Here is a 12,498-nt window from a genome sequence, read left to right on the forward strand (position 1 = left end):
TCAGTCCTTTTCTGCCTCGAGTTCCATGGGGCTGACCCAGAAGAACTCTCCTTCGGCGTCGTAGTCGTAGATGACAACGCGGCTGCCGACGCCGAGGTTGCCTTGGCCGGCCAGTCGGATTTGGACGATCGCCGAAGAGCCGTCGGCAGCGGCGGCTTCGGCCTGCCCGAAGTCCTCGGTGACACTCGACGTCCGCACGACGGCAACCCGGCCGACGAAGTCCTGCCGCGTCGGCTCGACCCCGGCGAAGAGCCGGCGCAGCGGCACGATGACCAGCCGCGTCCCGAGCGCCCCGCCCACGAGCGCTCCGGCCAGGACGCCGAAGCCGAGCAGGATCCGCAGGGGCGCACCTTCGATGAGGACCGTGCCGACGAGGCTGAGGAACCAGCTGAAGGTGACCAGGAGAGACAGCGAGATGGACAGGGGAACCCCGCCGAAGAACCCGATCTCCCCGTCTTCGACGTCGAAGACGCCGAGCAGGGCCAGCCCCCAGTAGCCGATCACGACGACCAGCAGGAAGCTGAAGAGCACGGCGGGAAAAGCCAGCGCCGCGGTGACGAACCCGCTCATCGTTTCCATCCCCCCATGGAAGGCCCGGCAGCCGCGGGGCCCTGGCCAGCGACTATAACCGGCAGGAGGGGGTGGGGACGAACATTTCGGACACGAGCTCATCTCGCCACGGTGTCGTTCGTCTCGTCGGTTAAGTCGCCCACCCTGGATACGCTACCGTCAGAATGTTGGTATAGTATCCGACATGGAGGCGGTTAGCTGACCATCACACTGATCGTGGCTATCCGAGTTACAAACATGTTGTTCGAGACGCCGGAGCTCGACGAACGCGAGCGAGAGGTCCTGCGGCAGGTCGAGGAGCTCAAGACGGCCCTGCGCTTCCACTTGACCGAGCCTCGGCGCTGGGCGGGTTCCCTGCGCCGGGTCTCCCTTGCGCGGGCCATCCAGGGTTCGAACAGCATCGAAGGCTACGAAGCCGGGCTTGACGACGCGGTCGACGTCGCCGCCGGCGAGGAGCCCCTCGAAGTCGACGAAGAAACCCGCTTGGCACTGACCGGCTACCGCGAAGCCATGACCTACGTGCTGCAGCTGGCCGAAGACGAAGACTTCGATTACAGCGACCAGTTGCTGAAAAGCCTTCACTACATGATGACGAACTACGCGCTGAAGAACCGCCCGGGCCGATGGCGGGCCGGGAACATCTACGTCCGGAACGACGCGACGGGCGAGATCGTCCACGAAGGCGCGGACTTGAGCCTGGTACCGGCCCTGATGCGGGAACTGGCCACGGGCCTGAACGCCGGCCCCGAATGCCCGGACATCGTCCGGGCCGCCATGGCCCACCTGAACCTCGTCATGGTGCACCCGTTCCGCGACGGAAACGGGCGTATGGCCCGCTGCCTGCAAAGCCTCGTCCTGGCCCGGAGTGGGGTGCTGAGCCCGGTGTTCATGAGCATCGAGGAGTACCTGGGCCAGAACACGCAGGCCTACTACGACGTGCTCGCCGAGGTGGGCGGTGGGTCTTGGCAACCCCGGCGGGACGCCCGCCCGTGGATCCGGTTCACGCTGACCGCGCACCTGCGCCAGGCACGCACGATGCTCCAGCGGGTCAAGGAAAGTGAACGCATGTGGGCGGAGCTGGAGACGCTCGTCCAGGGCCGCGGCCTTCCCGAGCGGAGCGCCATGGCCTTGTTCGACGCGATGATCGGCCTTCGCGTGCGCAATGCCACTTACCGTTCCTACTTCGAAGACAGTCCCGATGAAATCACGGAAGCCACCGCGAGCCGGGATTTGCGCGCCCTCGTGGCCGCCGGCCTTCTCGAGGCCGAAGGCGAGAAGCGAGGGCGGCATTACGTCGCCAAGCCACCTTTGGTCGAGATCAGGGAGCGCGTGCGAGCGGCGCGCGGTCCGAAGGACACGACCGACCCGTTCGCGGACTGACCGGTCCTGGGCGGACCGCCCGCCACGACCGCTGAAACGCCCGTCAAGGTGACGGCCACCCTCAGCGGAGCGGCTTCGTATCGCGCTCGGCGGCGACCAGCACAAGTGCGACCGCCAACCCGGCCGTCGGCGCGACGGTCGCACCCAGCACAGCGCGGAACAAGATCCCGCCAGGCGAAACCAGCAGCACCAGCAAACTCAACCCGGCCACCACCGCCCACACGGTGACCACCCGGCCCGTCTGCTTCCGCGCGACCAGCACCGCCACCGTCGGCATCGTGGCCGCCAGCGCGATCCCGGACCAGCCCAAACCGGCCATCGTCCGCGCCGACACCGCGAACTTGTCCTGGTAGAGCAGGTGGAACACCCACGGCCCCGCCACATACGCCACTGCCCCCACGACCACGCCGACAACGAGCGTGCCGCCCGCCCCCAAGGCCGCGAACCTCCGCAGCCGGCGCGTCCCGTCCGGCTGGTGCAGCAGCCGCACCACCGTCGGCACGGCCAGCGTCTGGATCGGGGCGAGCACCAGCAGCAGCGGTGACCTCAGCAGCGACACCGCCAGGAACAACCCGCCGAGCGCGTCCTCGCTCCCGCGCGGCGCCACCAGTTTGACCACCGCCGGGTAACCGGTCAGCACGCTCGCGGTCAGCGCCGCACTGACGATCAGGCCCAGCATGCGCCGCCACAGCGCGCCCCACGCCTCACTCGACGGACCCGGCTCGACCAAACCACGCGCCCGGAAAGCAAACGGCAGCCACGCGCACGAGCCGACCGCCACCGCGACCGCCAGCCAGGTCAGCCCGCTGACCCCGGCGACGACGAACCCGACGAACAGCACCAGCCTCGCGGCGGCCTCGGCCAGCAAGATCGCCGAGTAGCGCCCGTTCTGCCCAGCGCCGATGAACAGACCCCGCAGCGCGTACAAGGCGGGAAACGCGACAACTCCGCACGCGGCGACCAGCGCCAGCTCTCGGTGCTGGTCGAACAGCTGCGCGTTCACCGCCGGCACCGCCAGCACCGCGGCCACTGCGATCGCGACGGACTCGGTCACCGCGAAGGTCCGGGCGGCGCTCAGGTCCGGCTTGCGTCCTTGCGCCGCAGCCTGGGCCGTCTGCCGTGACAGCTCCTGCTCCACCGGCGACAAGGCGCTGCCCACACCCATGAGCAATCCCCAGAACCCGAGGAAAACCGCATTTTCAGCGGAACTGAGGTGTTTGCCGGCCAGCAGGAGCAGGACGTATCCCCATCGCCGAGCCCGCCGACCGCGCTCATGCGGGACCGCACCACGAATCCCCCTCGATTTCGGGCCCGCGGCGAGGCGAAACGTTCTCCTTCTGGAGGGAAGGAGCCGGCAAGGGGGCTCGAACCCCTGACCTTCTGTTTACAAGACAGATGCTCTACCAGCTGAGCTATACCGGCCTGGCGCCGAGACGCCGCAGCCAGTGTACCGAGCCCCCTCCGGTGATCGATTCGCGGAGCGGGATCCGCAGGTCCAAGCCACTATGGAGGGACGTGGTGGACGCCACTCCATGATCCGTGCAACGGTCGGCGGGTGGCCGTCGATGGTCTTCGAGGAACGAGCGAGGAGGTGGATGGATCATGAAGATCAACGAGCGCACCAACGGGGGCCGGGCGACCAGATGGCCGCTGCTCGAACCCCCCGCTCAGCGCCCCCGGGTCCACCGCCCCACCCTCCTCAAGCGGCGGCCGTGGCACGTCCTCGAAGCTCCCACCGGGGAGTTCCCCGCCGTCGACGCCGAAGAGGCGATGGGGCCGCAGCTGCCCGACGAGGCCACCGTCAACTTCGTGCTCGACCTGAGCCTGCGCATCGGCGAGGTCCAGATGGCCAGCGGGGCCGGCGCCTCGGACGTCACCGCGACCATCATCGCCATCGCCGGCGCGCTCGGGCTGCCGCACTGCGAGGTCGACGTCATCTTCACGTCGATCACCGTGACCTGCCACCGCGGCACCGACCTGACGCCCATCACCGCGCTGCGCGTCGTGCGCAGCCGCAGCCTCGACTACACCCGGCTGACCGAGACCGAGAAGCTCGTCCGCAAGATCGTCCGCGGGCACATGGGCGCCGAGCAGGCGCAGACCGAGCTGGAGCGGATCACCTCGGCGCCGCACCCGTACCCGCGCTGGGTCGCGACGCTGTCCTGGGGCGGGGTCGCCGCGTTCGTCACCATCCTGCTCGGCGGCGGGATCGACATCGCGCTCGTCGCGTTCGTCATCAGCGGCGTGATCGACCGGGTGGGCCGGGTGGTGAACCGCTACGGGCTGCCGTTCTTCTTCCAGCAGGTGGTCGGCGGCCTGGTCGCGACCCTCTCGGCCATGGTCATCGTCAGCAGCAACGTCCTGACCACGGACAAACCGACGCTGGTCGTCGCGGCCGCGGTCACCGTGCTGCTGTCCGGGCTGTCCACCGTCTCGGCCGTGCAGGACGCCATCACCGGCTACAACGTCACCGCCGCCGGCCGCACCATGGAGACCGCGCTGATGTCAGCCGGCCTGATCGCCGGGGTCGTGCTCGCCCTGCGGATCGCCGTCATGCTCGGCCTGCCGCGCACCCCGCTGCCCGAGGTGACCGGGTCGACGCCGCAGCAGCTGCCGCTGGTCGTGCTCGGCGGGGCCGGCGCCGCCGCCTGCTTCGCGCTCGCGAGCTACTCGAAGATGCGCGCCATGCTGGTCGCGGCGGCCGCCGGGGGCATCGGTGCCGCCGTCTACGGCGCTCTGATGCTGGCCAAGCTGGACGGCGTGAGCTCGTCCGCGGTGGCCGCGACGCTGGTCGGGTTCTGCGGCGGCGTGCTCGCGCGGCGGCTCGGCGTTACTCCACTGGTGGTCGCCGTGTCCGGGATCACTCCCCTGCTTCCCGGCCTCTCGACCTACCGTGGTCTATACCAAATCGGGGTGGAGCCGAGCGGCAACATCTCGACGCTCATGACGGCCGTCGCAATCGGGCTTGCGCTGGCAGCGGGCGTGGTACTCGGGGAATGGCTCGCCCAGCCGGTACGCACCGGCCTGGGCAGGCTGGAGCGCCGGTTCGCCGGACCACGCATGGCTGGTCCGCTCGAGCCGACGGAACGGAGCTTGGAGTAACACCGCGGTCACCGAATGTTCATCGCTCACGCGATAGGGTTTCACTCTGGGGCCGCGACCCAGACGCGAGGAGCAGGCGACGTGAGTGACCAGAAGGAGAACGCGAACCAGGCCGATTTCGTCGTGGTGGCGAACCGGCTACCGGTGGACCTCGAACGCACCGCCGAGGGTGAGCGCCGGTGGACGGCCAGCCCGGGCGGGCTGGTGTCGGCGCTGGAGCCGTTCCTGCGGTCGAGGAAGGGCGCCTGGGTGGGCTGGCCCGGCGTCCCCGACGTCGACGTCGACGAGTTCGACGACGACGGCCTGGTGCTGCACCCGGTTTCGTTGAGCGCCGACGAAGTCCGCGACTATTACGAAGGTTTCTCCAACGCGACGCTCTGGCCGCTCTACCACGACGTCGTCGAACGCCCGGTGTTCGACCGCGCGTGGTGGAACAGCTACGTCAAGGTGAACCGCCGGTTCGCCCAGGCCAGCGCCGAGGTCGCCGCCCCGGGCGCGACCGTGTGGATCCAGGACTACCAGCTCCAGCTGGTGCCGGCGATGCTGCGCGAATTGAGACCGGACCTGCGCATCGGCTTCTTCCTGCACATCCCGTTCCCGCCGGTCGAGCTGTTCATGCAGATGCCGTGGCGCGCGGCGATCATCCGCGGCCTCACCGGCGCCGACCTGGTCGGCTTCCACCGCCCCGGCGGCGCGCAGAACTTCCTGTGGCTGTGCCGCCAGCTGATCGGCCTCGAGTCGACGCGCGGCGCGGTCGGCGTCCGGTCGCGGCCGGGCACGATGCAGGTCGGCGACCGGACGGTACGGGTCGGCGCCTTCCCCATCTCCATCGACGCCGCGGGCCTCGACAGCCTCGCCCGCACCAAGGGCGTCCAGGAGCGGGCCGCCCAGCTGCGGCGCGACCTCGGCAACCCCAAGACGGTCCTGCTCGGCGTCGACCGGCTCGACTACACCAAGGGCATCGACCTGCGGCTGCAGGCGCTGCACGAGCTCCTGCACGAGGGCCGGCTGCAGCCGGACGACGTCACGTTCGTCCAGCTCGCCACGCCGAGCCGCGAGCGCGTCGAGCACTACCAGCGGATGCGCGGCGAGATCGAGCAGATGGTCGGCCGGATCAACGGCGAGTTCGCCCGAGTGGGCCACCCGGTCGTGCACTACCTGCACCAGTCCGTGGACCGCACCGAGCTGGCCGGGTTCTTCTCCGCTGCCGATGTCATGGTGGTGACCCCGCTGCGCGACGGCATGAACCTGGTGTGCAAGGAGTACGTCGCCGCGCGCCACGATCTGGGCGGAGCGCTGGTACTTTCCGAGTTCGCGGGTGCGGCGGCGGAGCTCTCTAGCGCATTCCTCGTGAACCCTCACGACCTGGACGGGGTGAAGGACGCACTAGTGGCTGCCATTACCCTCGACCCGGCAGAGGGCCGTCGCCGGATGCGCGCCATGCGTCGCCAGGTCCTCACGCACGATGTCGATCGTTGGGCGCGCTCGTTCTTGCAGGCGTTGGGTGCCGAGGGGGTCGACTAACCCGAACGACACCGCACGAGCTCCTGAGGAGGAGTGTTGACTGCCGAGGCCCTGCCCGCCGAGCTGCGGCGCGCGATCGTCCAGATCGCTCGCACGCCGCGCCTGCTGGTCGCTTGCGACTACGACGGCACGCTGGCACCCATCACCCTCAACCCCGACGAGGCACGCCCGCTGCCCGAGTCCGTCGGGGCCCTCAGATCGCTCGCCGGTCTGCACGAGACCACCACGGCGGTCATCTCCGGCCGTGCGCTGCGCGACCTGGCCACGCTCTCGCGGCTGCCCTCCGAGGTTAACCTCGTCGGCAGCCACGGCTCCGAGTTCGACATCGGCTTCATCCACGCCCTCGACGAGAAGGCGCGGGGGCTGCACCGGCGGCTGGAGTCCGAGCTCGAGCAGCTCGTGCTGGACGTCCCAGGTGTGTCGCTGGAGGTCAAGCCGGCCAGCATCGCGGTGCACGTCCGCCGGGCCGAGCACGAGGCCGGCCGCCGCGTGCTCGCGGCCGTCCACTCCGGACCGTCCACCTGGGAAGGCGTCTCGACCACCGACGGCAAGGAAGTGGTCGAGCTGGCGGTCGTCCAAACGGACAAAGGCCACGCACTGGACATCCTGCGCCACCAGGTCGGCGCCACGGCGGCGATCTTCCTCGGCGACGACGTCACCGACGAGAAGGCCTTCGCCCGGCTGTCCGGCCCCGACCTGGGCATCAAGGTCGGCGACGGCGAGACGCTCGCCGGGTTCCGCGTGCCTGACACCGTGGACGTCGCGCTGGTGCTCGGCTTCCTGCTCGAGGAACGCCGGAACTGGCTGTACGGCGAGTCGGCCCCGCCGATCGAGCGGCTGTCGATGCTGGCCAACGAGCGCTCGGTCGCGCTGCTGACGCCGGACGCGAAGCTGACCTGGCTGTGCCACCCCGGCCCGGACGCGCCCGCGGTGTTCGCCGACCTGCTCGGCGGCGAGGGGGCCGGCCACTTCTCCATCAAGCCGCACCGCAACGGCCTCCCGCTCGGCCAGCGCTACCTGCCGAACACGATGACGGTCGAAACGCGCTGGTCGCGCCTGCTCGTCACCGACTACCTCGAGCCCGAAAGCGCGCCGCACCGGACGGACCTGGTCCGGGTGATCTCGGGCGAGGCGGCGGCGAGCGTCAAGTTCGCGCCGCGGCCCGAGTTCGGCGGCGTGCCGGTGAAGCTCGAGGTCACCGAAGGCGGTGTCCGGGTGCTCGGCACGTCCGAGCCGTTCGTGCTGTACTCGCCGGGCGTCGAGTGGACCATCACCTCCGACGGCCTGCACGACACCGCGTCCGCGCTGGTGCAGCCGACGCCGACCCAGCCGGTCGTGCTGGAGCTGCGCTGCGGCACCACGGACCTCGGCCCGCACGAACTGTCCGAAGTGGAACGCCGGGACCGCGCGGGCCGCTACTGGAGCGAGTGGACGTCGAAGCTGCAGCTGCCGAGGGTGCAGACCGACCTGGTGCTGCGCTCGGCGCTGACGCTGCGCGGCCTGGTCAACACCGACACCGGCGGCGTGCTGGCGGCGGCGACGTCGTCGCTGCCGGAGGAGATCGGCGGCGTCCGCAACTGGGACTACCGCTACTGCTGGATCCGCGACGCCGCGATGACCGTGCGGGAGCTCGTGCACCTGGGCTCGATCGAGGAGGCCGAGGGCTACCTGCGCTGGCTGCACGGCGTGCTCGCCACGCTGGCCGGCCCCGAGCGCCTGCACCCGCTGTACACCCTCGCCGGCAGCGTCATCGGCGCCGAAGCGGTCATCGAATCGCTGCCCGGTTATGCCGGTTCGCGCCCGGTTCGCGTCGGCAACCTGGCGAACCACCAGGTCCAGCTGGACGTCTTCGGCCCGGTCGTCGAGCTCGTCCGGACGCTCGCCGAGGCGCGCCACGAGCTGCGTGACGAGGACTGGCAGATGGTCCGCGCCATGGCGGAAGCCGTGACGCGGCGCTGGAACGAGCCCGACCACGGGATCTGGGAGGAGCGGCACGTGCCGCGCCACCGGGTCTACTCCCGAGTCATGTGCTGGGTGACCATCGACCGCGCGATCGCGCTGGGCGAGCAGTACGGCCGGGAGATCCCGGGCAACTGGCCCGGCCTGCGCGAGGAGATCAAGGCGGACGTCCTCACCCACGGCTGGAACGACGAGGTCCAGGCGTTCACCACGGCCTACGACGGCACGGACCTCGACGCGGCGTCGCTGTTCGTCGGCCTCACCGGCCTGATCGACCCCGCCGACGAGCGCTTCCAGCAGACGGTGACCGCGATCGAGGCGGAGCTGCGCAGTGGGTCCACTGTGTACCGCTACCGCCGCGACGACGGCCTCCCCGGCGGCGAGGGCGGCTTCCACATCTGCGCGGCGTGGCTGATCGAGGCGTACCTGCTCACCGGGCGGCGCACCGAGGCCCAGGAGCTGTTCGACCAGATCGTCGCGGCGGCGGGCCCGACCGGCCTGCTGCCGGAGCAGTACGACCCGATCGCGGAACGGTCCCTCGGCAATCATCCGCAGGCCTATTCGCACATCGGGCTCATCCGCTGCGCCAACTTGCTGGCGGCCAGTTAGCCCTTTCGGTCCGAAAGTCCGTGAAGGCCACGTCAAGGGACAGTTAGTCCCTTACTGTGGCCTTCACGGCTTTCGGAGGTGAGACGGGTGCAGGGGACCTTCGGCCAGGTCGAGTTCGTGCCGTTGCCCCCGCGGTTCGCCGAGCGGGTGCGCTGGGGCTCGGTGGTCGTCGGCTGCTCGATGATCGCCGGGATGGTGCTCCTGTTCGGCCTCACGACGTTCCTCCAGGGCATCGTCCACGGCCACGCGTTCCCGGACACGCTGCTCGGCAAGGCCGCGGCGGTGCTGCCCCCGCTGGGCGTCCTGGCGATCGCGGTCCTGGTGCTCACGTGCCGCCGCTGCCTCCGCGGCGACTACCTGGTGGTGGCCAGCGCCACGGCTACCCGCAGCGCCCTGCGGCTCACGTACGTGCTGACACTGGTGCTGATCTTCGGCTCGTTCGCGGTCCCGATCGTGTTCCGGGTGTGGCGCGACACGGCGGAGCTGCAGGCACCCGATCTGCTGACGACGTTCTCGACGCTCGCCTTCGCCACCATGGGCTTCCTGGCGGGGACGTTGTACGTGCGGCCGTCCGTGCAGACGCTCAGGAAGTACAGCGACCACCCGATCTGGTGAGCAGCGTTCGTCCTCTGTAGACACTCAACGACGAGCCACGACCCGGGCACCCGCCTGCTCGCAGTTACAAAGATTTCTTTGCACACTTTCCTGTGCACGGCTACAGTGGAGCCATGACCAGCGCTCCACCACCGGAACAGCTCGACCCGGATGCCCTCAAGGCCGTCACGCACCCGCTGCGCCGCCGGATTCTCGGCGTCCTGTCGGCCGGGCCGGCAACGGCCACGAGGCTCGCCAAGGCTCTGGGCGAAAACACCGGCGCGACCAGCTACCACCTGCGGGAGCTGGCCCGGTTCGGGTTCGTCGAAGACGTCCCGGAGCTCGCGCGGGGCAAGGAACGGTGGTGGCGGACGCGGCCGCGGGACATCCGGTGGCCGCGCCGCAGTGAACAGAGCACCGAATCCCGGATGCTGTTCGACGACATGCAGCGGCAGGGGTTCGAGGACGACCTCGAAAAGCTCAACCGGTTCGCGGAAACGCGCGAGGAGCTGCCCGGCGATTGGCCGGACGCACTGCTCTACGCGCGCGGCGGCACCTGGCTCACCACGGACGAGCTCAAGCAGTTCTGGGACGACTACATGGAGCTGTTCCGCCGGTACTGGCGAAGCGAGGACGACCGGTCACCGGAAGCGCGGCGCGTGCTCGTGCGCTGGCTCGCGTTCCCGGATCCAGGGGAATGACATGACACCAGGGGGTTTTCCATGCGAAAAGCAGTTCTACTGGCCGGGGTGATCCTGGCGGTCACAGCGCTCGCGCCACCGGCGTCGGCCGCGGACGTGACCAACGACGACGTCACCTTCACCAACGGCGGGGTGACGTTGCACGGCACGGTCGTCGCACCACCCGGCGGCACGAAGCTGCCGGGCCTGGTGATGGTCCACGGCTCGGGGGAGCACAGCCGGGACGACTACCGCGATCAGGCCGAATCCTTTGCGCGGCAAGGCATCGCCACGCTCATCTACGACAAGCGCACCGAAGGCTACTCGCAGTTCGAACGGTCGTACTCGACCCTCGCGGACGACGCGCTCGCCGCCGTTTCGGTACTGCGCAAGCGATCCGACGTCGATCCGGCGCGGGTCGGCGTCTGGGGGCTGAGCGAAGGCGGCTGGGTGGCGCCACTGGCGGCTTCGCGTTCTTCGGACGTCGCCTTCGTCGTGACGCTCGGGGCGAACGGGGTCGAGCCGTCGCGGCAACAGTCGTGGGCGGTCGAGAACCAGTTGCGGCGGCTGGGAATGGACGGCTCGCTCGTGCGGATGGCGTCGTCGACGATGCTGCGCCAGCTCTCCGCCGGCGGAGTGTTCCCGGAGGCGCACCACGACCCGGTGCCGGTGCTGAAGAGCCTGCGCCAGCCGATCCTCGGCGTGTGGGGTGCGAAGGACATCCTGACGCCGCCGGGGGAAGCGGTCCGGATCTTCCGGGAATCGGTGGCCCACCACACGTTGCGGGTGTTCCCGGACGCGCAGCACCAGCTGCGCCGGACCACCGACGGCTTCGACAAGCTGCCGGGGTACGCGCCGGGCTACTTCGAACTCGTGGGCAGCTGGGTGAAGAACCCGCCGAGCGCGTCGACGGCCGACGAACCGCCGGCGCAGGATCGGCCGAGCAACGCGGTGACCCCGCTCGCCTGGTACGAATCGACGTGGCTGCAGCTCGCCGTGCTGGCGTTCCTGCTGGTGGCGTTCGCCTGGTACCCGCTGGTCCGGCGCGGGCCCGCCGCGCGGCCGGCCCGCTGGCTGTCGGCGACCGGGCTGCTCGCCGTGCTCGGGTTCCTGGTCGTCGACGTGCTGATCCAGCTGTCGATGGGCAAGGGGCTGGGCCCGGTCGTCGCCGGCCGTCCGCTGCCGTGGCTGGCGCTGCAGCTGCTGTCGCTGGGCGCGGTGGCCGCCACCATCGGCACGGCGGTGGCGTGGTGGCGGAACCGCGGTCTCCGGCTCGGCCTCCTGCTGGCCGGCGGCGTGGTGTTCGTCCCCTGGGCGATCTACTGGGGCCTGCTGGGCGTCTAGGCGGAGTAGCCCTTCGGCGGGATCAGCGTCGCCAGCTGGTTGAAGGTCAGCCAGTAGATCTGGTTCCCGCCGAAGTTCGCCGGGTCGGCGATCTTGACGGTCATGTCGGAGCTGTCGTACCCGATGACCGTGAAGTAGTGGTAGATCGTGTAGTTCGGGTAGCCCGGCGGGTGGTTGTTCGCGGGCGCGACGATGTTGGCGACGATCGGGTAGCCGTTGTCGATGTCCAGCACGATGTCGCGCCAGAGCAGGTCCCGCTGGGCCTGGGTGGGCGGGTCGTTCGGCATCTCCTTGGTCTCGTACCAGGAGGTGCCGAGGTCCCGGTTCAGGACGCCGGTGACCTGCCCGATCCAGTCGGTGCCGTTGGTGGTGGTGCCGAGCTGCGCGGCGAGGGTGCCTTGGCTCGGCAGGTTCGACGTCCGCGCGGACAGGGCGATCCGCGTGGCGGCCGGCCCGCACCAGTAGCCGGTTTCCTGGACCTGGTACTGGATGTTGAGGACGGCTTCGGTGGTGGCCTCGGCCGCGGCGGGCAGGGCCACGAGCCCCATCGCGGCCACGAGCGTGACGAAGCCCAGGCGGAATCTGCGCATGACGGTCCTTCCCCAGTTGTGACGCCGGTTGGCCAGCGCCTCACCCGTGGATGATCTCGGCAGAATCCGACGTTTGTCCCTCACCCGGCCCTGGATGGATCACGACGAAAGTAGGCTGCGCCGTGAACGCTCGCGCACGCTGCGGG

10 protein-coding genes and 1 tRNA gene are annotated in these 12,498 nt (G+C 69.8%); 7 read left to right on the forward strand and 4 right to left on the reverse strand.

What is annotated here, in order from left to right; translation table 11 throughout:
* The gene (locus tag H5965_RS08905) at positions 1 to 579 is read right to left on the reverse strand and encodes a hypothetical protein (protein ID WP_310968931.1); all 579 of its coding nucleotides are present in this window, start codon (positions 577 to 579) and stop codon (positions 1 to 3) included.
* Between the two features lie 228 nt (positions 580 to 807).
* On the opposite strand from H5965_RS08905, the gene H5965_RS08910 reads away from it, so the two are divergent.
* The gene (locus H5965_RS08910; RefSeq protein WP_310968933.1) at positions 808 to 1,950 is read left to right on the forward strand and encodes a Fic family protein; all 1,143 of its coding nucleotides are present in this window, start codon (positions 808 to 810) and stop codon (positions 1,948 to 1,950) included.
* 61 nt (positions 1,951 to 2,011) lie between these two features.
* On the opposite strand, the gene H5965_RS08915 is transcribed toward H5965_RS08910, so the two are convergent.
* Together H5965_RS08915 and H5965_RS08920 are read right to left on the reverse strand one after the other, a co-directional pair.
* On the reverse strand, positions 2,012 to 3,115 hold the full coding sequence (locus tag H5965_RS08915; protein ID WP_310968934.1) for a hypothetical protein: 1,104 nt from the start codon (positions 3,113 to 3,115) through the stop codon (positions 2,012 to 2,014).
* A gap of 184 nt (positions 3,116 to 3,299) precedes the next feature.
* Positions 3,300 to 3,372: transfer RNA gene (locus H5965_RS08920), tRNA-Thr, on the reverse strand.
* 180 nt (positions 3,373 to 3,552) lie between these two features.
* Between H5965_RS08920 and H5965_RS08925 the strand changes: the two genes are divergently transcribed.
* From H5965_RS08925 to H5965_RS08950, 6 genes are all read left to right on the forward strand, one after another.
* The gene (locus H5965_RS08925) at positions 3,553 to 5,052 is read left to right on the forward strand and encodes a threonine/serine exporter family protein (RefSeq protein WP_310968936.1); all 1,500 of its coding nucleotides are present in this window, start codon (positions 3,553 to 3,555) and stop codon (positions 5,050 to 5,052) included.
* A gap of 81 nt (positions 5,053 to 5,133) precedes the next feature.
* A complete protein-coding gene (locus H5965_RS08930) occupies positions 5,134 to 6,576 on the forward strand; it encodes a trehalose-6-phosphate synthase (RefSeq protein WP_310968938.1) in 1,443 nt (480 codons plus the stop codon).
* A gap of 36 nt (positions 6,577 to 6,612) precedes the next feature.
* Positions 6,613 to 9,144, forward strand: coding sequence for a trehalose-phosphatase (otsB, locus tag H5965_RS08935; RefSeq protein WP_310968939.1), 2,532 nt, complete (start codon positions 6,613 to 6,615; stop codon positions 9,142 to 9,144).
* A gap of 87 nt (positions 9,145 to 9,231) precedes the next feature.
* Positions 9,232 to 9,759, forward strand: coding sequence for a hypothetical protein (locus H5965_RS08940; protein WP_310968940.1), 528 nt, complete (start codon positions 9,232 to 9,234; stop codon positions 9,757 to 9,759).
* Positions 9,760 to 9,872: 113 nt separating this feature from the next.
* A complete protein-coding gene (locus H5965_RS08945; RefSeq protein WP_310968941.1) occupies positions 9,873 to 10,439 on the forward strand; it encodes a winged helix-turn-helix domain-containing protein in 567 nt (188 codons plus the stop codon).
* Positions 10,440 to 10,487: 48 nt separating this feature from the next.
* Complete coding sequence (locus H5965_RS08950) at positions 10,488 to 11,762, forward strand: serine aminopeptidase domain-containing protein (protein ID WP_310969665.1); 1,275 nt, start codon at positions 10,488 to 10,490, stop codon at positions 11,760 to 11,762.
* Here the strand turns inward: H5965_RS08950 and H5965_RS08955 are convergent.
* Positions 11,759 to 12,352 carry a C39 family peptidase gene (locus H5965_RS08955; protein WP_310968943.1) on the reverse strand — a complete coding sequence of 198 codons (594 nt, stop codon included), beginning with the start codon at positions 12,350 to 12,352 and terminating at the stop codon, positions 11,759 to 11,761. The genes H5965_RS08950 and H5965_RS08955 overlap by 4 nt on opposite strands.
* Between the last annotated feature and the right edge of the window lie 146 nt (positions 12,353 to 12,498).

It is taken from the genome of Amycolatopsis sp. 505, from assembly GCF_031625235.1.
Taxonomy (GTDB): domain Bacteria; phylum Actinomycetota; class Actinomycetes; order Mycobacteriales; family Pseudonocardiaceae; genus Amycolatopsis.

Coding starts and splice junctions, on each gene's coding strand:
- H5965_RS08905 (WP_310968931.1), bottom strand. CDS start 579: ATGGAAACGATGAGCGGGTTCGTCACCGCGGCGCTGGCTTTTCCCGCC.
- H5965_RS08910 (WP_310968933.1), top strand. CDS start 808: ATGTTGTTCGAGACGCCGGAGCTCGACGAACGCGAGCGAGAGGTCCTG.
- H5965_RS08915 (WP_310968934.1), bottom strand. CDS start 3,115: ATGGGTGTGGGCAGCGCCTTGTCGCCGGTGGAGCAGGAGCTGTCACGG.
- H5965_RS08925 (WP_310968936.1), top strand. CDS start 3,553: ATGAAGATCAACGAGCGCACCAACGGGGGCCGGGCGACCAGATGGCCG.
- H5965_RS08945 (WP_310968941.1), top strand. CDS start 9,873: ATGACCAGCGCTCCACCACCGGAACAGCTCGACCCGGATGCCCTCAAG.
- H5965_RS08955 (WP_310968943.1), bottom strand. CDS start 12,352: ATGCGCAGATTCCGCCTGGGCTTCGTCACGCTCGTGGCCGCGATGGGG.